This is a genomic window from Microbulbifer sp. THAF38 (assembly GCF_009363535.1).
Lineage (GTDB): Bacteria > Pseudomonadota > Gammaproteobacteria > Pseudomonadales > Cellvibrionaceae > Microbulbifer.
The window spans coordinates 2,771,487-2,794,052 of sequence record NZ_CP045369.1 but is presented as its reverse complement, the minus strand read 5'-3'; the positions used below and the strand labels follow the sequence as shown (position 1 = coordinate 2,794,052).

The window sequence follows — 22,566 nt, the reverse complement described above, 5'->3', positions numbered from 1 at the left end:
CAGTACAGGGAGTACTGCTTGAGGTGCCTGAAAGATACCAGAAGATTAATAGTAATTTTCTCAGGCGGCAGTCAGGAACGGAGCTTCTCAATGTCGAGTTAGGGTATTTGAGTTTTTTGTGGAAGATGTAATTTGCTTACAAATGTAACCGGTTTCATTTGTATCTATGAAAAACTTGGGGAAAGCAACTTAAAAATAAAAGGAACTATCATGAATTTGAAAAACACTTTGGCTGCTGCGATAGCAGCTTTGACTTTTTCGGGTGCCGCAATAGCAGATACGGTAAAAGTCGCAGTCTGGTACACAGATCCAGCTGCTCAGCTCACAGGAGATATCTCTACCAGAGTGGATAGTTTGATTAGCACAGCTAATCGTATCTATGAGAATAATGATCTAGATATTCAGCTTGAGCTTGTCGATTTACGCCAATATTCATCGTCCGATCTCTTGGTGACAGGTGATAATCTTGCGGAGTTTTCTGGAGCCACATATTTGGATGTTGATACTACTCCAACCTGGGAGGAGTGGTTCGACTATGGCTATGCCCAACAGCAGCGTGATCTGTATGAAGCTGACATGGTTATTTTACTGGGTAAAGCGAATCGTGTAGTTACCGAAGAGGGAACTTACTTAACCTGTGGCGTTGGATACGTAGGGACAGGTAGTAATGGCGTGATGGATCTTGGCTCAAATAGGCTTGCATATAGCATTACTGCTGTGGATTGTGGGGCGACTGACCTGACATTTGTTCATGAGCTCGGTCACAACATGGGGCTGAATCATTCCCGCAGGCAGGGCGATACCAGCGGCGGTGTCTATTACTATGGCTTAGGTTATGGTGTAGATAATAGCTTTTCTACAATCATGGGGTACCCTCAGTCATTCGGCGATGCAGAGAGGCTCGATACATTCTCTAATCCAGATAAAATCTGTAACGGATCTCCTTGTGGTATCAGAAATAATGCTGATGCACAAAGAGCCTTGGGGCCGATTGTCGACGATATAGCAGGTTACAATTAACCCTAATTTTCCTCTCTTTCTTTCTCGATCATTTATTTGACGACTGACACCATTGTTTTTGGGAGGACTTTGTCCTCCCTTTTTTAACTGCATTTATTGGTTGTTTTAGCGTGGGGAAAATTTCCATTATTTTGTTTGGGTGATTACTTCTTTTTTTGGTAATGGCCTGATGACGAATAATGGGTGTTTGTTGAGGTTTCTTAATGTTTTTCTTGTGTGTGAGATATTGTTGAAAAGTAGTTGGAGTCCTTGTCATCATTCTTTTCCTAAAACTGGTTGGGTACATTAAATATTGGGTGAAGGGTTATTCTGGCTGGAGGTTGGGGGGTAGGTTAATGGCTTCTGTTCTGGTAGTTAGCTTTTAAGTATTATTTCAATAAAGTTTTAAGTGATGAGCTGTGAAGAAGCTGATATTTCCTGTTCTTGTGATTTTATTATAGGCCGGATACTAATTCGGGGGGGGAGGGCAGTCCAGTAATGAAAGGCAAGCCACAAACATTATAAGATTACTACAATTATGGCTTACCCTCACACTTTTAATGCCGCAACTTGTAATAGCAGCGTTCATTAATACTTCTCTCAGATCATTAGTGACCTTTACACTTTGCTGCCAATAATGTCGCGCTACTCTGTTAAGAGTACCGCTGAATGACTTTGGATAAAGTTGAGTCCATCTTCCGCAGCTCCGAAGCACACCTTTATAGTTTTTTCAATGGATGTTGTGCCGGCACCATCGAGTGCGCACGATGTTTCGGATAATTTATCGGTCCACTAGGCAGAGCTAAGTAAATCCTAGAGTTAGGCTTTAGCCCCTACCGTTATATGATTCCGATGCCGGAAGTCAACTTTGCAGTTGCAATATAAAAAGTGCAAAAATTAACCTGTACATACCTGTCTTTGTTGATTAAGTACTTCCCTTTCAGAACAAAAGTAAAAGATTATCAGGTGAGTCTTTTGATCTTGTTACTACCACTAAGATGCAAACTATAGAAGGACTGTTCAAGTTGCAGTCAGCCCCTTTGACAATTTTGTGAAAAAATTTTGAAAATTTATTGCGTGGAAGTCGGTGTAAAGCGTCTCAAGAGTAGAGGGAGTGCTAAGAAGGGTTAAGTCTTAACCTAATCAAGTGCTCAATTTTGAAGCACTGAACTCAACTCTTAAGCTTGCAGTGAAAAAATTTTACCTAGAAGAAAGATAATGGTAAGACAAGTTTCCGATTTTGCCACCTTCTGTAGTTGCATTCATTCTTTGTGTGTAGGTGGGGCTAAGTGGCGTAGTCTGTGTCACAGAATAAGAAAACCTGCAGCCTCTAATCTAAAAATAGTTCCAGTTGAAACCATTCTCCCTAAAGCCAATTTATCAGGCATATGTCTCCTTCAGAGCGTGAACCCCGCTGTTTCTGAGAAACTTTTTCACCAAATGCCAATAATTTTGTTGCAGTTGCTTTGCCTGGCTTTTATATCAATCCGTTTTTTTTCATCTCCTCCAGCTGATTTTCTAAAGCGGGCCCTCCATTTGTTTTCTTGCTCAAGAAGAATTTCAGTGCGGCAGTTGATTGGTGTTGATGAGCATACGGTTGAGGGATGGCCCCGAGTAAGGGGCAGCGAGTGTTATTGGGCACAGATACTTTCTCAAACTTGTGGCAGGTTTTTGTCGTGAAGGACAGTAGAGGAGTGCATGAAAACCAAAATGACGCATAAAGATAAAAAATCCAGGTGCCCTTTGGAGGTGCAGTTTGTCGCGCCTCGATTTTTTGAGTGTGTCAAAAATTGGATTGATACAGGTGAGTCATGCATTTCTTGATGTTCCGAGAGAGTTCTGAAAGAAAAGTAAGGAGCTCTCAGTGCCTTTGACTGAATCTTTGTAAATTAGATGTTGTCGGATAATTCACAGTTTGAAGTTTTATGCAGGGCATCAATCGTTTATCACAAGTGGTTCTCATTGTTGGCATGATTTCTGTCACGAGAATTTTTAGATGTCTGATGTTGTAACGCCACAGCTGAGGTGTGATTGTTTTCAACCTGTGAAAGGTAGGGTGACTATAAATGAGAGGTGCCTCAAAAATTACTCAATCTTTTCTGGTGTTGAGGCGTCACCTCCTGATAAATTTTTTATGTGTTTTTCAGAATGCCTTCCCAGTTCTTGTCCTTTGGTGTCGAAATTAAAAATTTTGAAAATATTTTTGAACTTTCGGTCGCGCTAGATGACTTACGGCTGTCCCTATGAGGGTGTTGCTATTCAGGGGCATATATTGGAAAAATTTTTTGGTTTTTACTTTCTTCTGTGAAGTGCTTTCCAAATAAATTTTGAGGTGTTGGTACTATAGCGCGTCCTTCATGGGGCGGCTTCGCTGTCTCAGCTCTTACCTCAATTTTATTTGGTGCAAGGGATCATAAAGCTGTTTTTGTGCCTTTTTTTAAGGCGTTTTTAGATGAATAATTATTTGGGGTATGAGCCATGAAGAAGCTGGCATTTCCTGTATTAGTTCTTGCTTTAGGTGCAGGTTATTTTTTCTGGTTGAAAAATCAGCCCGCTCCCGAGAGTCAATCTGCCAAGTTACCTGAGCCCAAAATGGTGGTAGACAGAGTTCCGGTTGAGGCTGTTTCCTCAGGAGTTGCTGAGGAAGTTGCTATTGCTGAAGAAGAACTTGATGAATCTGGACGCCCTCTGTGGTCAGAATCCGAGTTGGCAAAAGAGTTTCTGCATGAGAATGATCGCCTACCTGTGGACCTCAAAGGCGAGACATATTTAGAGATCGATGTAGAAATGCTGAGAAGCCTAGAGGTTGGGGATTATATCGATATTGATTTGCCCGGTATTGAAGGCAGTTATGATGCCCAGGTAGGCGAAGTCGAGCAGCATGCCAGTGGCAATAAAAGTTTGCAGGTGAACTTCTTGGGGCAGGCCCGCTTACATGGAGCAACTTTTACCATCGGTAAAAATTCTGTCTATGCTCAGCTCAATACTCCTGCTGGGTCCTACTCATTGGAAGCTCGAGATGGATATGCATGGATTGCCCCCAATGGTGCACTGATATCCAATCATGTTGAGAAGCATGATAAGGACATGTCATCCGAGGCCGAACGTAAAAAAACCTGGAATGATAATGACGTTCCTCTAAATGATTTTGAGTAGAAAGAATTGATTGGGGGGTAATCTTCCAAATCGATAATCAAGCTAAGGAGAGCTGATGTAAATCCTGCGGATACCAGAAGTTTATCTTCACAGGCGGTTAAAAAATTCAGGACGATCTTTTAGTCGAGTCAGGGTATTAATAGCGTATAGCTAACATACTATCAGGCAATCAATGAATTTATTGATTGTAAAAAGTAGCTTATACACTACTTATAATAAAAGGAGTCTATAATGAGTTTAAAGAAAAGCCTGGCGGCAGCTGTTGCCGCACTGACAGTTTCTGGCGCTGCAAGTGCTAAAACCGTTGACATCGCTATTATGTACACCGATCCAGCTGCACAGCACACTGGTGACATTTCTGCGAAAATCGACAACTACATCAGCTATGCCAACAATTCCTTCAAAAGGAATGGTATTGATATTCAGCTGAACCTGGTTGATAGCTGGAAAGCTTCCAGTTCTGATTTCCGCGTTAATGAGGAAACTCTGGACCTGATCACTTTCCACAGCTCTGTGAATAGCTGGCGCTCTTCCAAGAAAGCTGACATGGTGGTTTTCTTAACTAAAGCAGAAGAAGTTGTTCAAAATGGCGGCACCTACATTACTTGTGGTATTGCCTGGGTTGGCCAAGGTAGCAACGGCACCATGTACAACAGCGCTAAAGAGCGTGCTTACAGCGTGACCGGTGTTGACTGTGGTTATAACACCTTCGTGCATGAGCTGGGCCACAACATGGGTCTGACTCACTCCACCAAGCAGGGTGACACTTCCGGTGGCGTTTACTCCTATGGTATGGGTCACGGTGTAGACAACAAGTTCTCCACCATTATGGCTTACCCCTGGATGTACGGCTCCAATGTCACTCAGTACGATTGGTTCTCTGATCCCGATTGGAATGAGTGTGGCGGCATGGCTTGTGGTGAGCGTTCTGGCGGTAAAGATATTTCTAACGCCTATAAAGCACTTGGCCCAATCGTTGATGATATTGCTGGTTACTATTAATAACCGGCTTTATCTTTACGATAAAAGCAGTAGGCTGGCTATTTATATATATTAGCCTCAGCTTGCACCTCTAGTCATCGACTAGAAGAAAGCCAGGGTTTTCCCTGGCTTTCATATTCCGCTGTTTAAAAAGTGCAAAGATAATTGGCAAAGCCTTGTGATTAAGGGCAGGGGATATCTTTGAGTTTATTTAAAAAAGCGAATGCTGAGTGGGTAACGCCAGAATATCCCATCGTTTGCTCGAATAGCGCCAATAAGGATAAAGATTACATTGATTAAGGCTAGAGCTAACAACCCTAAGAGACCGACGCCTAAGATAATGAGAATAGTGCTTACGATGGAGTAGATAAATAAGCTGATCATCCAATTGAAAATCATCTTGCCATGGCGATCAACTTCAATGACTTGATCTTTAGTGGTTGCCCACATAATGACAGGTAATACAAATCCCGCTCCAGGGATAATTATCCAGGCCAGTTGGCTCAGGTGTAAAAGCATTAGAAAGGTATTTCTTTCTAGTCCCCATGGTTTGTAGTTATCCATTACTGCATACTCTTGTTAATTAACTGCTGAAATGACCCGCTTCACTGAGTGGATCATAGCTACTTGCTTGCCTTGACGGCAAGATACCTCGCGCTTGTATTTCTTTATTGCTTATTCTCCCATCCCCCGTTTCTAGATCTCAGTGTTCTGATGCCAGGCGACCGGCCAGGCCAAGGAATAACATACCCAATAAGCCGTCGAAGTGTCGGCTGAATGCTGATTGATTGCTCAGTGTCTGCCTCAGTTTGCTAAAAGAGAAGGCAATTATTGTGTTTACAGTGAGTGCAATGGTGCTGAGAAGAAAACCTAGTAGCAGTATTTGCTGGGTGATGGGCTGGGCATGACTGGTAAATTGCGGTAAAAATAAACTGAAAAATACTAAAGCCTTTGGGTTTATTAAGTTGTTGATCAGCCCTCTGCTGATGAGTTGTGAGGCGCTAAGAGACTCAGTGACTGCTTGGCTTTGAGTGCCCCCTAAATTCGAGCGCCACTGGCGTATTAAGTGAATTCCCAGCCATGCCAGGTACAGTGCTCCTAGTGTCTTTACCGCAAGGGCAACAACAGGAATAGTCTCCATGATGTGTCCGAGACCAAAGGCCACAAGGAACGTTTGTGCTAGCCCTGCCAGAAACACACCCATACTGAGCAAAAAACCAGCGATAAAGCCCCGGGCTGTCGAGTAGGTGGATATTAAGAGTAGGTCTGGTCCAGGAGAGATTGCCAGCAGGACAGATGCGCCAAGGAACGTTACTAAAATCGGGATTTCAGGCATTAAGTTGACTCCAGAGAAATTTTCTGGGGCGCCATTATAACGGTAATGCCCGCAACCTCCCCCCTTAGATAAATGTCATACGATTGCACCAGAGTCACCTCCTGGAGTCCCTGACCCTTTTGCGCGTAAGTTCTCTAAGTTGGCTATTAGATGGACAATTTCAGCATCCGTGGTGTGACCTCACGCAATATTAATAGGTATTGGTTTGTACCAGGTTACCAGGATGATGCTTAAAGAGGGCTCTTCTATGCTCTAGAGAAGTCTGCTGATCGGTGAGTGATAGATGAAGGTTCTGATTGTTGGAGCGGGGACAACGGGCCTCACCGCCGCTTGTGCATTATCGTTTCAAGGTATTGATTGCCAGATCATTGAGCGCCGCAGTCAGCCTTCTCAGCTCTCTCGTGCTGTTGGAATCTTCCCTTCCACTATTGAACTACTGAGTAGTATTGGCGTTCCCGCGGATTTATTCTCTGAGGCGGTGCCGATGCGGGGGCTCCAATATCTGAGAAATGGACGGCGCCTGTTGTTTCTCGACTTTTCCTCTAAGGAATTTCAGGGGAAGGCCGGACTTTTTCTTCCCCAGAATAGAACAGAAGCGATTTTGGCTGGTGTGCTAAGGAAGCGGGGGGTTGATGTTCAGTACGGTTTGCAATTAACCAATATTGTTAGTCAAAACGCCGCGGCAATAGTGGAATATTCTAATCATGATAAGGAGACTTTCGACTGGGTGATTGGTGCTGATGGCGTTCACTCTCTGGTCCGCCAGAAAATGAAAATAAGGTATCCTGGACAGGATTTACCAGAAAAGTGGTCGATTGCCGATGTAGAGGTCAACGGGCACATGCCTCCCAGCCTGGTCACGGTTAACTTGCAAGAACCGGGCAACAGTCTGAGTATTGTTTTGCCACTAGGCCAGGGACATGTCAGGGTGGTTTCTTCCAAAGAGGATGCGCTTTCTGCCCTTCCACAGCCTCTCGATATCAAAAAAATATATAGCCAGGGCAGCTTTCAGATATCCGTCAGGCAGGCGGAAACCTATTGCAAAAATAGAGTCCTACTTGCCGGAGATGCGGCCCATTGTCATTCACCAGTGGGTGGCAAGGGAATGAACTTGGGAATTGCCGATGCTGTAGCCGCAGCCAGTGCAATTATTCGAGGGGAAGTTGAGCAATATGCCTGTGAGCGTCACAAAATAGCTAAACAGGTAATAAGGAAAACTGAATTTGCCCGAAAAGTAGTGACTTCTAACAACTTACTGATGAAGTGTGGGCTGTGGATTTTGGCTAAAACTATCGGTGTTGTGCCCGCAGTGCGCCGCGCTTATGTCCGTCATTTAACAGAAATTTAATCACAAAGACTTCTGAGATACTGGATTACTATTGATGGGGCAGAGTCAATCATCCAGGATTTTGTTTAGTCCATAGGTGTCCTTTCCATATACTTGAAAAGTACTTACTGTGGGTAATGTGTACTCTATTGGTCCTTCAAGGCTTGGGTAGCTATCTTTGCCATGTGGAGCGACTTTTACATGGTTAGCGGTACAGCGTCCGACAAAAGAGAAACGTTCATCGTGGCTGGAAGTGTTGGGGTAGGAGGCATGCATATTTAGAGATGAAAAAATCAGGCACTCACCGGCTTTCATTTCCAGGTCCTTGACTTCAAATTGGTCAAAAAAGTTATCCCCCAAAAGTTTTTCTGCGCTGAATAAAATAACCGCGCTTTTATAGAAAAGTCTTCCATACAGAGCAATTTTACCTATTTTATAGAGGTAGGAGGGGGAGAACGGTAAAAGCGAAAAGAAGAAAAGTTCATTTTCCGGGATAAATTCATAGAGGTAATTGATTCTGGCATCTTTGAAAGATCCGGGCAAAATGCGAAGGCAGCCATTCTCTTTAGTGGTATCGCTCAAGGCTACCCAAGCATTCAGCTGAATCAATGCGGGAGATGTTTCTTGCGTGGGTTGTAATTTCGCATATTTGCCTGCTTCGCGAAATGTTGCATTTTGGTGCCAGGCAGTGCCTTCTGCCCCCGGCATTTTATCGAAAAACTGTGTGCGCCAGCAGAGAATTTCATCACCGAGCAGGCTCGCTAAGCGTTCCGCAATTTGAGGTTTTCGCAAAAGCTCTCTAAACGGTTTGAGCCGCAGAGCTTGATATAGGCCCGCATACTCGATAGTCCAACGGTTGTATTTTTTCTCTATTTCTCGAACCCTGCTGCCTAAGTAGGACACACCGCCGAAGCCATTTTGGTACTCCCGAATAGCAAGCTCTTTTAGCGCGCCTGCCTCCTCACTGGAAATTACCCTAAAGGGGGGTAAGTAACCCTTTTTTGAGAAGAACTTGCGGTCTTGCGCACTCAGGAAATACTTGCTGTCTTGTTGGGTGGCCGATGGGGTAGGGAGGTTGATCGTTAAGTTTTTTAGCTGATCCAGCTTGGCAAAAAGCTGCTGTCGCTCTCTTTTCTTCCATGGAAGAATACATAGTTTGTAGAAACCTATAGCTGCTATCAGTCCAATGACTTTTATCCGCTGCGTCCAGCGAATGGGAAACTGAGCCAGCTCATGGAGGGTGCCAGCTTCCTTGTGCATCTCCGCCAGGGTGTGGTTTTTTGGCATTCTAGCCTACCGCTCATGAATGACTTCCACTGGCCCGTGATCGTCACAGTGATCACCATGGACATGGTGCAGACGTCCATCCACCAGGTAATCGAAATGGTCGCCGTGGGGAATGCGCTCGTGTCCGCAGTGTTCTCCGTGAACATGGGTAGCATGAGTGCTGGTGGTGATGGGGTTGCAGTCATCGGGGTTCTTGTTGCTCACTTCCAGTACATGTTCATCGTAGTGACCCCTATGGGGATGATGTAGGTGGCCATTATGCACGTAACACACATGGTCTCCGTGTCGGATGGCGGCATGTCCACAATGGGGGCCGTGTTTATGGGAGTGGTTGTCAGCGTGTTGACAGGAAGAGCTGGTCATATTGGTTCCTCGATTGATGGCAATAGCCCCTACCTAGCATCCCTGGTTTTGGGTCAGGAGCATCCCACCCAACCTTTGTAGCCTATTCAAACTGTAGAAACGCCCTTGCCCCTTTCAAAGCAATTAATAACTTTCCCCCGCCTAAGTTACGGCGTATAGACCCTGGGGGAGAATATCTGGCAGAAGCCTACTTATTTAGCCAATGTGACTAAAACTCAAAAATAGCCACAAAATGGCATTAAAAGTGTATTGCAATCGATTGCAATGCTAATTTATAGTGACCGAAATGTGTCGTCTCACAGGACGGGTGCCCACACAAAATGCAAACGATTGCATTGTGCGTGGGCACCAGGCACTCCATAAATCCAATAAGAATGACGATGAGAGGGGAGTTTAATGAAGAAGAAACCTCTAGTGCTGGCCATTTCCTTTGGTGCTATGCCGCTGGGCTTCTTGAGTCATGCCGTTGCCCAGGGTTCTATTTCACCGGGAGCCTCTGAAGACAGAGTGATGGAAGAGGTGATTACCACGGGAACCCCAGGCGGCGCAGGCATAAGAAAATTAGATGCGAGCTTTTCAATTACAACCCTGAGTGACGATGAAATCGGTAAAGCTTCCCCGTCTAGCACTGCAGATTTGCTGAAGTCTATCCCAGGTCTTTGGGTTGAAAGCTCTGGCGGCGTATCTGGTGCAAACATTGATGTGCGGGGATTTCCGGGCGGCAGTGATGCTCCGTTTGTGACGGTCTCTATGAGTGGCTTGCCACTTTACCCGGCACCGACTCTTTCTTTCATGGAAAATTCCTCTCTATTCCGTGTGGATGAGACGATCCAGCGCGTAGAAGGCCTGCGCGGTGGCCCTAATCCGGTCTACTCTAACGGCCAGCCGGGCCTCACGACCAATTTCATTTTGAAGGAGGGGACCGAAGAGACCGAGGGTCGCTTTAAATACACCACTTCGGACTATGATCTTCAAAGGGCTGATGCCCTGTTGACCGGGAAGCTCAGCGAAGATGTGTACTACATGATGGGTGGGTATGTGAGTTCCTCACCCGGTATTCGCGATGCCGGTTTTGATGCGGAAGAAGGTCACCAGTTCACCTTGCACCTGACTAAAGAAATGGACAACGGCAAAGCCGGTTTCTACGTACGAGATACTAAAGATACTGGCACCTGGTATCTGCCAAATGCTTCCTTCCTGGCAACGGACTACACCCAAGTGGGTCCCAGCAATCGCAAGGTTTTAGTACCCATTTCCCAGGCCGACGGAAACGGTGGCTCTGAAACCCGCTGGGAAACTTTTGATATGGGAGAAGGCCGTGGTTGGGACGGTAGCGTAGCTGGCGCTTATCTGGAATTGGATCTCGGCAATGGCTGGAGTCTTACTGAGCGTTTTGGTTTGACCAGCGGTAATGCCGATACTTTGGGCTTTGTCCCCAATGGTCGTCCGGTATTACCCAGCGAGTTGCGATACGACGATGCTACAGGCGTGACTTCAGCTACTACCGTGTCTGGGGCTGAGGTCAGTAATGATACTTTGTTGCAGCAATTTGGTGCTTGGGTCGTACGAAAAGATATTGAGGCAACGACCAACGATATCAGCCTAGCCAAAGAGTGGGATGACTTTAAGGTGACTGCAGGCTACTACACCTCTAGCTGGGAAGTTGATGAGTGGTGGAGCCTTGGAAACCAAGCGTACTATGTGCTTGGTCATGATGGTGAGCAGGTAGCTGGCGATATATCTTGTGATGATGAAGAGCTCGACCCAGTTCTCTGCTGGAGCTACGACCTTGAAGCGGTAGGTGATGCCCGCGAAAACGCATTCTACATTGCTGGTGAATTCTACTTAGGCGATTTCACGTTTGATTTGGGCGTACGCTCTGCAAATCGCCAAACTAACTACTCAGTAGATGATGGTTCGCGTGATGGTATTTTTACTACCTATAAGGCCGATGAAGAGGGTACTGCCTTTACAGCTGCAGTAGATTGGGCCTTTGCTGAGAATATGGGAACTTTCTTCCGTGTAAACTCAGGCTTCAAATTTGCGGACTTTGATAATTATCGCGAGTTTGGCGAGAGCTTCCGCGCGGGTTCCGATCTGATTATCGATATCGACCAATATGAGCTGGGCTACAAGCTGCAGGATCAAGACTACTCGCTGTTTGCCACCCTTTTCTACAATGAAACCCAGGGAATGCCGGATTGCATTATTGGTAGCACTACTTGTGCCCGTCTGGAAACAGAGGCTCTGGGTCTTGAGTTGGATGGTAAGGCCCACTGGGGAGACTTCACTCTGGGCCTGAATGCAACTCTGCAGAAGCCAGAAATCACCAGTGGCGACTTTAAAGGCAATCAGGTGATGCGTCAGCCCGAATACCAAGTACGCCTAAGCCAAAACTACGATTTCACGATCAACAATATTGATATGGCGGTGTTTGGTGGAGTAAGCCGAGTGGGTGATCGTTTCAATGACAGTAAAAACTCGGTGACATTGCCGGGTTATACCAAAGTAGATTTTGGTGCAGTGGCTTACCTGAACGATGTTACCGTTCAGCTTGCACTGGATAACCTCACCGATGAGGAGGGCATTACCGAGGGAGACCCACGGGATCCTCAGGCAACCAATGTTCGTTATATCCTGCCGCGAAACATCAAGTTAAGTATCGCCTACGATTTCTAGTTCGACTCAAGCCTCTCCCATAGGCTTTCTGAGCTTTGCCGCACACTATTTTTGTGCGGCTTTTTTATGCCTGCCTTCTTACCACTTGTCTCTAAAGCGCCCGATTTGGTCAAATTTGCAGCATTATTAAGATTGATTATTGTCCCTAGCAATTAACGAGACTTTTATAAAGTCAACATTATAGTGATTTCCCCAGAAAAGCTTTTCTGGGATAGTGCCTGTAGATGTTGCAAGCTAAATTGGTAAGTTGTACGAATTATTCTTTCGAGAGGTATATTATTCAGTTAAATGTAGAGTATTGAAAGCTGCTTCTGCGTCGGGTAAATAGTGTATTTGAATCATGCGAATGAGGGGCAGGGGTTACTGGTTTAACAATGATTAGGGCGTTGATAATTACGGTAGATCTAATATTAACTATAGGTTCCAAGGATGATTATGAAAATTTACAGCGCATTTTTGCTCAGTATCCTTTGTTGCTCAGTTTGGGCGCAGGATGAGCATAAATATGAGTTTGTTACCATTGGTGGGAATACCATATCCTATCTTTGTAAAGAGGAAGGTGAGGGTAAAAAAGTCGTATTGATGGTTTCAGGTATGGGTTTAGATGCGCATAGTACCTATAAAAATACCTTTCATAAATTCTCTTCTGATGATTTTATGCTCTGTATCTACGACCGACCTGGAGCTGGAAAAAGTGCACATGCCGTTCCAAAAGTTAGATCGATGGATGCGCTTTCTGCTGAGCTTGAGGCGTTCGTGGAGTTTAAAAAATGGGATTCCGTAGTTCTTGTGGCCCATTCATTTGGTGGTTTAGTGGCAAGGGCATTTGCAAGTGAAAACCCGAGTAGGGTTTCTGCCCTTCTGTTTGTGGATGCAGCCCATGAATCCTGGTATGGAAACCTGAAGTCTTCTTTATCCAAGGAGGGCTGGGCAACAATGCAGTGGATAATGGAGTGGGAGAAGGAAAAGCATTCCTTCGAAGATTTCGAAGAATCTGCATCAAAGCCAGAGCGTTATGAGTTAAAGAAAGAGATTCCAATCACGGTAATGAGTAGAGGGTTGCCACATAACGCAATCCGCCAGACTAAAATGAGTTACGCAGATGTAGATGCTTACAACAGGACTTGGAATCAATCGCAAGTTGAACTTACCAAGATTAGCGACAACGCCAAGCATGTAATTATGAAATACTCCTCGCATCTGTACGATGAAACCGATCCGTGGATTGTACTTGAAGAGCTGGATCAACTTTTATCTAAAGTTGAATAGCTTTTTGGTAAGCTATTCAAGATAATTAACTCCTAGATGTATGCTGATTTTGACTTGACCTGGCAGAGTAAGGCTTGTAAGCGGTCTTTGCCAGATCAAGTCAGAACTATCAAATTCGTGTATCTAGGCTACCTTGATACAATTGGATAGACGTAAAAATTACTTTTGCAGGCAGATTGCAAGAACATTCTGGATATTCTCCATAAATTTCTGTGCCTTATAATGATCCCCGACTAGTGTATTTTCTTCCGCCTTTCTTCCAAGCATCACTTGCTTTATTAAAGTTACAAGACGTAATTTAAGTCAATTCAATGCTCTTTACGTCTTCAGTTCGAGTAGAGGTATTTTGGAGCTCTATTCGGCCTTCTGTCCCCCTCTGAATTGATCAATTGTACGTCAATTATTTTTGAGTATGGAGTCGGGCATCTTCGTGTAAAATAAAAAAATAAGTGTAAACATAATGTTAGATTACACTTCTATAGCTGCCGCACGGTATTCACTGTGTAGGTCAAAGTTCCAGTTTAATAAGAGGGTTGCATGTCAACAGATCTTATCGATGCAAGCGTCTCACCAACAGGGCAGTTCGATATTTTATCCAAGTATGAAATTAATCGACTTAGTAATGAAAGCCGTGGCTCTCAATATCAGACCTTCCGGAACTGCTCTCTGGCGGTTCTTAATAGCGGCGGTAACATGGATGATGGCAAGGAGCTTTTAGAAACCTATTCCAATTTTGATATCTCTGTTGTCCCAACAGAGCGCAGTATAAAACTTCAGCTGAAAAGTGCTCCTGCCAGTGCTTTTGTGGATGGAAAAATTATTAACGGTATCGCTGAGCATTTGTTCGCGGTGCTCAGGGATATAATTTATGTTAATAGTGAGATCACCGGTAGCCCACTGCACGATTTAACCTCTTCCCAGGGCATCACTGATGCAGTGTTTCATATTATGCGTAATGCCGGCACCTTTGACCGGGTGCGTGGCCCCAGATTAGTGGTGTGTTGGGGAGGGCATTCTATCTTATCTGAGGAATACGATTATACTAAACAAGTTGGTTATGAATTGGCCTTGCGACATCTAGATATTTGTACTGGCTGCGGTCCGGGAGCCATGAAAGGACCAATGAAAGGCGCCACTATCGGCCATGCCAAGCAGCGCGATCGACATGGTCAGTATCTTGGTGTTACTGAACCTGGCATCATCGCTGCAGAAGCGCCAAATGCAATTGTGAACCAGTTAGTTATTCTGCCTGATATTGAAAAGCGATTAGAGGCCTTTGTGCGCGCAGGTCATGGAATCGTGGTTTTTCCTGGAGGCGCAGGCACTGCGGAAGAAATCATCTATCTCTTGGGAATACTCCTTCACGAAGAGAATAAGGATCAACCTTTTCCTGTAATTTTTACTGGGCCTCCTAGTGCCACGGAATATTTTGTACGTATTGATGAGTTTATTGCTTCCACTTTGGGTAAAGAAGCGCGGTCAAGATATCAAATCATCATTGATAACCCTCAGGAAGTGGCTAAACAAATGGCTGCGGGCATACAGGAGGTCAAGTCCTATCGTAAGGAGATAGGCGATGCTTATTATTTCAACTGGAAGCTGAAGGTAGCCAATGAATTTCAGCAACCGTTTTCACCAACCCATGAGAGCATGCTGAATCTTGCCCTGCATAAAAACCAGAAGCCCTACCTATTAGCCGCTAACCTAAGGCGCGCATTCTCCGGAGTTGTATCTGGCAATGTAAAAGACGAAGGTATCCGTATGGTGGAAAAAAATGGCCCGTATGAATTGCGTGGCGACCCAGGCATAATGCACAGTATTGATGTTATGCTGGAGTCCTTTGTAAAGCAGCAAAGAATGAAATTACCCGGCAAGGAATATATTCCTTGTTATAAGGTGCTCTCTAAATAGAAAAAAGAAATTTCAGAATAATTTATTTTGCGTGAAGGGGGCTTAGAGTTCCCTGAAGTGGCCGCTTTCGTTAGAAAGAGACTGGGAATGTACTTTAAGAGTATCGGCTCATCTGCAGTTAATAAAGCGGTCTATGAGCGGACTACCAGGGCTATAGATCAATATTTGATGGCGTATGGAATTAAAGTTAAAGCTAGAAAAAAACACTATTTGAGTTAGCTCATCTTTGCCCTGGGTTGATTATTGAGTTTCAAAAGGAGTGACTCCTCACGGGGGCGCAATGTGCAATACTTTTATCAAAGGGGTAGTTAAAATCTCGTTAAAGAGTCTTTTTTCTGAGATTGCGAAAAACCAAAGAAACTGATATTGGTAATATTGCAAGCTATTGATAGTGTGTTAACGATTTAATTTATTTTTTAAAGTTTGGCAAGGAATAATGATGAAGGACCATAGCTATTACAATAATATCTGCAAAAACAAGTTTCCCGGGCTTCTCGGTATTGAGCTTGTTAAGGTTGCAGAGGGGGAGGTGAAGGCAGAAATGGGGGTTGCCGAGTCTCACCTGGCACCAAATGGCTATTTGCATGCTGGTAGTGTCGTTTCTTTAGCCGATACGGCTTGTGGTATTGGCTGCTTGGCAAACCTGCCAGAGAAGGCCTCTGGTTTTACCACAATTGAACTCAAATCCAATCATCTGGGGACGGTACGTGATGGCGTTGTTTCATGTACTGCAACACCTGTTCATAAGGGGCGAACCACTCAGGTTTGGGATGCTACCGTGGTTTGTAAGGATACGGGGAAAAAACTAGCCATATTTCGTTGCACCCAATTGATCTTATATCCATGAATGCTAATGGTGCTTTTCTCCTAATTTGAGCAATTGTACCGATTTGCAAAGAACACTGTCTGGAAGTTATATTCATCGCTTACCAAAATAGGGTGGTTTATCAAAATCACCCGCCCCTTTTGCCTATAAAATATAACTAGCTGGTGCTTTCTGATGGTGCGTCATTTATTACTTGCCCTGTTTTTAATTCTTTCAGCTTTCCCAGCTCTTGCACAGGACCAGCCAGGTAACCAGATGGGTAGTTGGCGATCAGTGAGCTTTAAAAGTGAACCTTTGTTGAATTTACATCTCTTTATCTATGAGCTGGCAAGAGATGAGCATTTTTATACGGCTTTCAAAAAGGAGAGTGGCATCTCCGATAGTGAGCTATATCTTTTTGATGCTGCTGTTAGGGATTATATAAAGCACGGGGCTGCTCGAAATGTTCATATCATTAGGTCCAATGAAGAAATAGCAGATTTAACAGCGATGATTTTAAGTGGTGATGCTGTCGGTGCTAAACCAGATAGTAATACCTTGTATGATCATGTGCATGCGCTTTCAACGCTCTATGATAAAAATTTTTGGGAGCAGCATAGAAAGAGTAATCTTGAATGGTATCAAAGCTTAAGGGAAAAGCTGAATATCTATGGGGATAGTATTTCTGACAGGCTCGAAGGTTTATTTGGTGAAAAATTGGTCGTTAAAAGACATACAGTAAATGTTGTCTATAAGCCCGGGATGCGACAGGGTGCCACCACCTCAGGGAGAAGCTTTCAGTCTATTATCAATAGTACTTATCCCGATTATGCGGATTGGTTTGCATTGGAAATGTTTTTCCATGAAATCTCTCATGCCAATGCAGTAAGAAGGCAGAGTAAGCTACAGAAGATCATCGCTAAAGAGTTTAATCCATTGGGGCTCGGTGACAAGAAAGGTATATGGCACCCAATCCAGTTTTATACCGTTGGACAGGTCATCAAGAGTGAGATATCTGAAGATGTTAAAAATTACATCCCCTATGCGGAAATGAATGGGCTTTATCTCGGCTCCTGGGATTATAAATCTATCCTTGATCAATATTGGATGCCGTATATAGATGGAGAGGTATCCATGGAGCTAGCGATTAAAAACATTGCTTTAGCGCTATCTGAACAAGATGGTTGATTCAATAGATATGTTGGGTATATTAATTAATATAGCGTTAACTTTTATTATTAGTTGGGCCCTAATTTGGGCTTTCTTTATGTGGGGGCTAGGGGTTAATAACTTTGCCAAGCTACACGGTAAATTTTTAGGCTGGCTGGGCCACTGTAGTTGGATCCTTCTGATGGTGGCTCACTTTTACGCGATCTTTGCTCTATGGATGGATTTGTTTTCTGCCCCTATATTGCTCACCGCCTTGCTCTTCGGGCACTTGTTGGTAGGGCTTATTTTTGCGCGAAATGTAAGCGCTCGTTAATTATAAAGAAAAACCTTATGTAAAGCGGATGTTTCGTAGGATAAGTATTGTGGGACGAGCTTTATCCGTTTTTCTGAGAAGCTAAAAACGGATAAAGCTGAATAGAAAACTGAATCAAAAAATGAATAGGAAGCTTAATAGATTGTGCCGGATTGTGAGGCAGTAAGCACACTAAAAGACCATTAACTACCACAGCATGTGGCTTGCCTAAGTAATCCTAACTTATGGCCGCTGCTCTAATCGCTGAGAGAAAGAAGTCCCTGGGGTCGAATTCTTTCAGGCTATTCACAATATAGTCGGCGTTTCTTAGAGAATTCTCATGGCCTACTCCGATAGCAGTCATGCCCTGTGCTGCTTTAATGGCAGCGACTCCAGCAGCAGCATCTTCAAAGGCAACACAGAATTCAGGTCCAACTTGTAGGCCTTGCGCTGCTGCGAGGAAAATATCCGGGCAGGGTTTAGGTGCGGACTGCTCTGGATCGGCAATTGTTGAGAAGTAATGTGATATCTCCAATGCTTGTAAAACGGCCTGCGCATTCTTACTGGCTGAGGCCAGGGCAATGGGGATTTGTTTCTCGTTTAACCAGGCGAGAAGCTCCCCGGCACCGGGCAGCAGATCTTTTGGAGATAAGCTGCGAATCAGTTTCTGATAATAACTATTCTTTCTGCTAGCTAGATCGATCTTTTCCTTTTCACTAAACCGATCGCTCTCTTCCCCAAGAATCACTTCCAGTGAGGCCATACGCTCCAGCCCCTTAAGCCTTTCACTGGTATCTTCAGCCCATGGGCGCTTGAGTTCCTGGGCTAGTTGGTACCAGGCTTTCAGGTGCAGTCGTGCGGTATCTGCGAGTACACCATCCAGATCAAAAATTGCAGCACGATAGATCACGGTGTTACCTCCACTGGCGGTGCTATCTCAAATGTTTGGGTTTTGCCTACTGCGAGAAATACGGGTTCATGGACGTGATGTAGGTTGATGGGCTCGCCAGTTATCAGGGTATAGCTGGCATTACTGCAATTGATGTCCACTTCCAGGGTGCGACCACGGAATTGCAGGCGGAAGCGATAACCTTCCATATCCTCGGGTACAAACGGGGCGAAGTGCAATTCGGTACCATGCAGGCGCATACCGGCAAAGCCCTGCACCATGCACATCCAGGTGCCGCCCATACAGGCAGTATGGATACCGTGCTGAGTATTATTGTGGTGATTGTCCAGGTCCATTCGTGCTACTTGCTGGAAGTAGTCGAGCGCTTTTTCCGGGTATCCCACCTCGCTGGCAATAATGCTGTGGATGCAGGCGGATAGGGTGGAATCGTGTGTAGTGAGCGGTTCGTAAAAGTCGAAGTCGCGGCGTTTTTGTTCGATGGAAAACTCGGAACTTTCGAGCAATAGTCCCAAGACTACATCTGCCTGCTTGCAAACCTGATGTCGATAAATTACCAGTGGATGGTAATGCAGTAGCAGGGGGTAATGATTTGCCGGTGTCTGCTCAAAGTCCCACACTGGCTTGTCGAGGAAGCCATCATCCTGCGGGTGGATACCTTGGGATTGGTCGTAGGGGAGGTACATGGCCTTTGCGGCTTTTGCCCAAAGCATGGGCTCCTGTGGGCCCAGTTGTATACGTTGGGCCAAGGCCAGGCACGCTTCTGGATCAAAGGATTGCAACCACTGGTATAGCTCTGCAGCATACTCCAAATGCACACGGGCCATCAGGTTGGTATAGAAGTTGTTATCTACCAACGCGGTATATTCATCCGGGCCAGTGACTTCATTAATACAAAATTGGTGGTTGCGGCGAGGATTGAAGTGGCCGATTTCCATCCATAGGCGGGCCCCCTCAATAACCAGCTCCGCCCCTTTTTCCCTCAGAAACTCCGTATCACCAGTGACTCGGCTGTAGTGGCGCACTGCATAGGCGATATCCGCATTGATATGAAACTGGGCGGTGCCGGCAGGGTAGTATGCAGAGCACTCCTCCCCGCCAATGGTGCGCCAGGGAAAGAGGGCGCCTTTACTGATCGCCAGCTCTCGGGCACGGGCACGGGCGGCATCCAGAATCGAGTGACGATATTCCAGCAGGTGGCGGGCCATATTGGGCTGGGTGTAGAGAAAAAACGGCAATACATAGATTTCTGTATCCCAGAAATAATGGCCGTCGTAACCATCTCCCGAGAGCCCTTTAGCAGCGATATTCGTACGTCCATCCCTGCCCAGGGATTGGAATAGGTGGAAAAGATTAAATCGAATACCTTGCTGTAGGCTGTCGTTGCCAAATACCTGAATATCGGATTCTTGCCAGAATTTATCCATCTCTATGCGTTGGGTCTTGGCATATTCGGCAAAACTTTTATTGGCGCTGAGTTCAAGGTATTGGCGTAATGGTCCAGCTTCAATCGGCTCAGCCCTTTGCTCTGCGAAGTAGGCAAGGTATTTGGTCAAGCATAGGGGCTTGTCCCGCTGGGCATTGCAGCGATATTCGGTGGTTACCCGGTTTTCATGGCGTAGATTGGTCACGGTGTGGCCCGCACTAGTCTGCAAGCGGTGTATGGCTGCGCAGCGAATCTCATAGCCGCTACTTCTGACTGAGAGTGGCAATGCCAAGTAGTCACCATCAGCGACCTTATCCAGCCATTGGATATCTTCCTGATTGATGGGGGAGGCCAAGCGTGGATCGTCACTGTGCTCGGCTTGATCGAGATTGCCATCCAGCCCCGTCAGCAGGCGTATTTCCCCATCAAAATCCAGTGTAGTGACTTCAACATGGATGAGCACTAGGTGTTTTTCAGTTAGGCAGACTTGGCGCTGGGTTTTGAGCCTGAGGGTTTTCCCAAGAGGTGAACGCCAAGTGAGGCTGCGCGTAAGGGTTGCACTGGCCATATCCAAGTGACGCTCATATTCGAGTAGTTCGCCCTCCGCGAGGCTGAAACGCTCCCCATCAATCCAGATTTGAATACCCTTGCCGTCCGGTACCGTTAGCATGCGCTGATTATTGCGGGCGTAGCCGTAAGCAGCCTCGCCGTAGCGAATAGGTTCACTGGCATAGACCCCATTGAGGTAACAGCCATCAGAAAAGGGCTCGGGCTCAAAGCCTTCCTCAAAGGTGCCTCTCAGGCCAATAAAACCATTGCCCAGGGAGAATAGGGTGGCGTTAAGAGGGTAGTCATCCGCTTGAAACTCTCTTTCCAGCAGGCCCCAAGGGTGAATTTCAAGCTTATGTTGTTGTTCTTTCTTCATACCACTTACACAGAAACTGATGGTTAGGCGCTTTGCCGAAGTGATTAGCACTTCGGGCAACTGCCTGCAGTCTATCGCTTGTACATATTGAAATGCAATCGATTGCAATGCGAGGGTAAAAAAATCTCCTTGTACGGTAACTATGTGCTATTTGTGAGTGAAAATATTCTTTAACTCATTGATAATAATAAATTTATTAGCATTGTTGTTATCTAGTAACCCGCTAGTCTGACCGGCGATCGCTGAATGGTCTCTGTTTGGCAGCTTGAAATATTGCAAACGATTGCAATTCTTTTGTGGTAAGTCATACTGCTGAGTTGTAGGGGCGTGAAAATTTGCAGTCATCAACCCACACTGAAAGATCAAAAAATGTACAATAACAGGCTGGTACGGCTGTACGCCTGAGCCATAGACCGATAAAGATTTCCTTATGAACAATCAGCGCATACTGCTTTCCCTATTTGCCATTTACTTTGTGTTCGCCATTCTCTTGAACAGTGTCGGCACTGTGATACTGCAGGTGATTAATACTTACGGCGTGAGTAAATCTGCAGCCAGTGTATTGGAGGGTTTTAAGGATATTCCTATCGGCATCGTATCTTTTCTGGTGGCTTCGCAACTGCCGCGTTTCGGATTTAAGCGGGCCATGCTGATGGGGCTCGCCATTGTGACCGGGGCTTGTATTGCCATGCCCCTATTGCCAGGTTTCTGGACAGCAAAACTACTGTTCCTTTCCGTGGGAGTCGCCTTTGCCTTGGTGAAGGTCGCGGTTTATTCAACTGTGGGCCTGTTAACCCGTGGTCCAAATGAACATGCGAGTATGGTAAATACCCTGGAGGGGGTATTTATGGTGGGGGTTCTTAGTGGGTATTGGCTGTTTAGTGCCTTTATTGACTCAGCCAATCCAGGTTCCACAGCTTGGCTGAATGTGTATTGGGTGCTGGCTGCGATTTGCCTGTTTGCCTTTATTTTATTGTCGCTGACAAAAATGGATGAGTCGGGTACCCGGGTTGAGGGCACCAGTCCACGGCAGGACTTCTGGGCAATGATAAAACTGATGGCCAAGCCCCTGGTTTACATTTATGTCATTTCCGTTTTTATCTATGTGTTGATCGAACAGGGTATCGGCAGCTGGCTGCCCACGTTTAACAATGAAATTTTGAAGCTACCAGCGGCGATGAGCGTCCAGGCTGCCAGTATTTTTGCTGCAGGGCTCGCCTTGGGCCGTTTGGGGGCAGGGGCTATTATGCGGCGTTTACACTGGTATCCGGTGTTGAATGTCTGTCTGCTGGCAATGGCGCTATTGGTGGTGCTGACTCTGCCGCTATCGAGTGATGTGCAGGCCAACCCCGATATCAACTGGTTCAATGCGCCGATTGCGGCCTTTATTCTGCCACTGATTGGCCTGTTTATGGCGCCCATTTATCCGGCAATCAACTCGGTGATGCTGAGTTCACTACCGACCCATCAGCACTCGGCAATGACCGGCTTGCTGGTGATTTTTTCTGCGCTGGGGGGCACCACGGGTTCCCTGATTACCGGTTCGGTTTTTGAAGCCTTTGATGGCCAGGTGGCCTTTTACCTATCACTGGTGCCGATCTCGGTAATTCTGATCAGCCTGTACTTTTTCCGTCGTGCGGTGGAGGGTGGGACAGTTGAAAATTCTGCCAGGCTTGCGGTATGAGTTGGCAGCGGCAGTTTTACAAACTCTTGTAGCACGCCTAAGATGGCGT

Annotated in this window: 17 protein-coding genes; 11 read left to right on the top strand and 6 right to left on the bottom strand. The window is 45.6% G+C overall.

All coding sequences use genetic code 11. The features are described 5' to 3' along the window. Nucleotides 1-132 precede the first annotated feature (132 nt). The 3 genes from FIU95_RS11770 to FIU95_RS11760 all read left to right on the top strand — a co-directional run bounded on the left by FIU95_RS11770 (nt 133) and on the right by FIU95_RS11760 (nt 5,157). Nucleotides 133-1,020 (top strand): zinc-dependent metalloprotease family protein, encoded by an 888-nt coding sequence (locus FIU95_RS11770; RefSeq protein WP_253868593.1) that lies wholly within the window; start codon nt 133-135, stop codon nt 1,018-1,020. Between the two features lie 2,457 nt (nt 1,021-3,477). Next, on the top strand, nt 3,478-4,155 hold the full coding sequence (locus FIU95_RS11765) for a hypothetical protein (protein WP_152453962.1): 678 nt from the start codon (nt 3,478-3,480) through the stop codon (nt 4,153-4,155). A gap of 231 nt (nt 4,156-4,386) precedes the next feature. Then, entirely contained in the window at nt 4,387-5,157 is a 771-nt protein-coding gene (locus FIU95_RS11760; protein ID WP_152453961.1) for a reprolysin-like metallopeptidase, read from the top strand. Between the two features lie 186 nt (nt 5,158-5,343). Here the strand turns inward: FIU95_RS11760 and FIU95_RS11755 are convergent, their stop codons facing one another. Both FIU95_RS11755 and FIU95_RS11750 read right to left on the bottom strand, forming a co-directional pair. Continuing rightward, on the bottom strand, nt 5,344-5,700 hold the full coding sequence (locus FIU95_RS11755) for a DUF4870 domain-containing protein (protein WP_152453960.1): 357 nt from the start codon (nt 5,698-5,700) through the stop codon (nt 5,344-5,346). A gap of 139 nt (nt 5,701-5,839) precedes the next feature. Then, a complete protein-coding gene (locus FIU95_RS11750; protein ID WP_152453959.1) occupies nt 5,840-6,472 on the bottom strand; it encodes a LysE family translocator in 633 nt (210 codons plus the stop codon). Between the two features lie 283 nt (nt 6,473-6,755). Here FIU95_RS11750 and FIU95_RS11745 point away from each other — a divergent pair, with 283 nt between their 5' ends. Continuing rightward, entirely contained in the window at nt 6,756-7,820 is a 1,065-nt protein-coding gene (locus FIU95_RS11745) for an NAD(P)/FAD-dependent oxidoreductase (protein ID WP_152453958.1), read from the top strand. A 45-nt stretch (nt 7,821-7,865) separates the two neighbouring features. Here the strand turns inward: FIU95_RS11745 and FIU95_RS11740 are convergent, their stop codons facing one another. Together FIU95_RS11740 and FIU95_RS11735 are read right to left on the bottom strand one after the other, a co-directional pair. Then, nucleotides 7,866-9,086 carry a phytanoyl-CoA dioxygenase family protein gene (locus FIU95_RS11740; protein WP_152453957.1) on the bottom strand — a complete coding sequence of 407 codons (1,221 nt, stop codon included), beginning with the start codon at nt 9,084-9,086 and terminating at the stop codon, nt 7,866-7,868. 6 nt (nt 9,087-9,092) lie between these two features. Continuing rightward, nucleotides 9,093-9,350 (bottom strand): hypothetical protein, encoded by a 258-nt coding sequence (locus tag FIU95_RS11735; RefSeq protein WP_216646375.1) that lies wholly within the window; start codon nt 9,348-9,350, stop codon nt 9,093-9,095. Between FIU95_RS11735 and FIU95_RS21330 the strand changes: the two genes are divergently transcribed. The 6 genes from FIU95_RS21330 to FIU95_RS11710 all read left to right on the top strand — a co-directional run bounded on the left by FIU95_RS21330 (nt 9,345) and on the right by FIU95_RS11710 (nt 17,301). Beyond that, nucleotides 9,345-9,530, top strand: coding sequence for a hypothetical protein (locus FIU95_RS21330; protein WP_216646238.1), 186 nt, complete (start codon nt 9,345-9,347; stop codon nt 9,528-9,530). The two genes, FIU95_RS11735 and FIU95_RS21330, sit on opposite strands and share 6 nt — an antisense overlap. A 315-nt stretch (nt 9,531-9,845) precedes the next feature. After that, nucleotides 9,846-12,128: a TonB-dependent receptor gene (locus FIU95_RS11730; protein ID WP_152453955.1), complete on the top strand. Its 2,283-nt coding sequence runs from the start codon at nt 9,846-9,848 to the stop codon at nt 12,126-12,128. A 435-nt stretch (nt 12,129-12,563) separates the two neighbouring features. Next, nucleotides 12,564-13,397, top strand: coding sequence for an alpha/beta hydrolase (locus tag FIU95_RS11725; RefSeq protein WP_152453954.1), 834 nt, complete (start codon nt 12,564-12,566; stop codon nt 13,395-13,397). Nucleotides 13,398-13,934: 537 nt separating this feature from the next. Further along, nucleotides 13,935-15,308: a nucleotide 5'-monophosphate nucleosidase PpnN gene (gene ppnN, locus FIU95_RS11720; protein WP_152453953.1), complete on the top strand. Its 1,374-nt coding sequence runs from the start codon at nt 13,935-13,937 to the stop codon at nt 15,306-15,308. A gap of 436 nt (nt 15,309-15,744) precedes the next feature. Beyond that, nucleotides 15,745-16,155 carry a PaaI family thioesterase gene (locus FIU95_RS11715; protein ID WP_253868591.1) on the top strand — a complete coding sequence of 137 codons (411 nt, stop codon included), beginning with the start codon at nt 15,745-15,747 and terminating at the stop codon, nt 16,153-16,155. 153 nt (nt 16,156-16,308) lie between these two features. Beyond that, on the top strand, nt 16,309-17,301 hold the full coding sequence (locus FIU95_RS11710; protein WP_152453952.1) for a hypothetical protein: 993 nt from the start codon (nt 16,309-16,311) through the stop codon (nt 17,299-17,301). A gap of 512 nt (nt 17,302-17,813) precedes the next feature. On the opposite strand, the gene pgmB is transcribed toward FIU95_RS11710, so the two are convergent. Both pgmB and FIU95_RS11700 read right to left on the bottom strand, forming a co-directional pair. Continuing rightward, a complete protein-coding gene (gene pgmB / locus FIU95_RS11705; protein ID WP_152453951.1) occupies nt 17,814-18,485 on the bottom strand; it encodes a beta-phosphoglucomutase in 672 nt (223 codons plus the stop codon). Further along, nucleotides 18,482-20,833 carry a glycoside hydrolase family 65 protein gene (locus FIU95_RS11700; RefSeq protein WP_152453950.1) on the bottom strand — a complete coding sequence of 784 codons (2,352 nt, stop codon included), beginning with the start codon at nt 20,831-20,833 and terminating at the stop codon, nt 18,482-18,484. Before FIU95_RS11700 ends, pgmB begins: the two co-directional genes overlap by 4 nt. A 430-nt stretch (nt 20,834-21,263) precedes the next feature. Between FIU95_RS11700 and FIU95_RS11695 the strand changes: the two genes are divergently transcribed. Beyond that, entirely contained in the window at nt 21,264-22,517 is a 1,254-nt protein-coding gene (locus FIU95_RS11695) for a sugar MFS transporter (RefSeq protein ID WP_152453949.1), read from the top strand. Nucleotides 22,518-22,566 lie beyond the last annotated feature (49 nt).

Bases quoted from the DNA above. Each gene is read 5' to 3' on its own strand.
- FIU95_RS11765 (WP_152453962.1), top strand. From the start codon at position 3,478: ATGAAGAAGCTGGCATTTCCTGTATTAGTTCTTGCTTTAGGTGCAGGT.
- FIU95_RS11760 (WP_152453961.1), top strand. From the start codon at position 4,387: ATGAGTTTAAAGAAAAGCCTGGCGGCAGCTGTTGCCGCACTGACAGTT.
- FIU95_RS11755 (WP_152453960.1), bottom strand. From the start codon at position 5,700: ATGGATAACTACAAACCATGGGGACTAGAAAGAAATACCTTTCTAATG.
- FIU95_RS11750 (WP_152453959.1), bottom strand. From the start codon at position 6,472: ATGCCTGAAATCCCGATTTTAGTAACGTTCCTTGGCGCATCTGTCCTG.
- FIU95_RS11745 (WP_152453958.1), top strand. From the start codon at position 6,756: ATGAAGGTTCTGATTGTTGGAGCGGGGACAACGGGCCTCACCGCCGCT.
- FIU95_RS11740 (WP_152453957.1), bottom strand. From the start codon at position 9,086: ATGCCAAAAAACCACACCCTGGCGGAGATGCACAAGGAAGCTGGCACC.
- FIU95_RS21330 (WP_216646238.1), top strand. From the start codon at position 9,345: ATGCACGTAACACACATGGTCTCCGTGTCGGATGGCGGCATGTCCACA.
- FIU95_RS11730 (WP_152453955.1), top strand. From the start codon at position 9,846: ATGAAGAAGAAACCTCTAGTGCTGGCCATTTCCTTTGGTGCTATGCCG.
- FIU95_RS11725 (WP_152453954.1), top strand. From the start codon at position 12,564: ATGAAAATTTACAGCGCATTTTTGCTCAGTATCCTTTGTTGCTCAGTT.
- ppnN (WP_152453953.1), top strand. From the start codon at position 13,935: ATGTCAACAGATCTTATCGATGCAAGCGTCTCACCAACAGGGCAGTTC.
- FIU95_RS11715 (WP_253868591.1), top strand. From the start codon at position 15,745: ATGATGAAGGACCATAGCTATTACAATAATATCTGCAAAAACAAGTTT.
- FIU95_RS11710 (WP_152453952.1), top strand. From the start codon at position 16,309: ATGGTGCGTCATTTATTACTTGCCCTGTTTTTAATTCTTTCAGCTTTC.
- FIU95_RS11700 (WP_152453950.1), bottom strand. From the start codon at position 20,833: ATGAAGAAAGAACAACAACATAAGCTTGAAATTCACCCTTGGGGCCTG.
- FIU95_RS11695 (WP_152453949.1), top strand. From the start codon at position 21,264: ATGAACAATCAGCGCATACTGCTTTCCCTATTTGCCATTTACTTTGTG.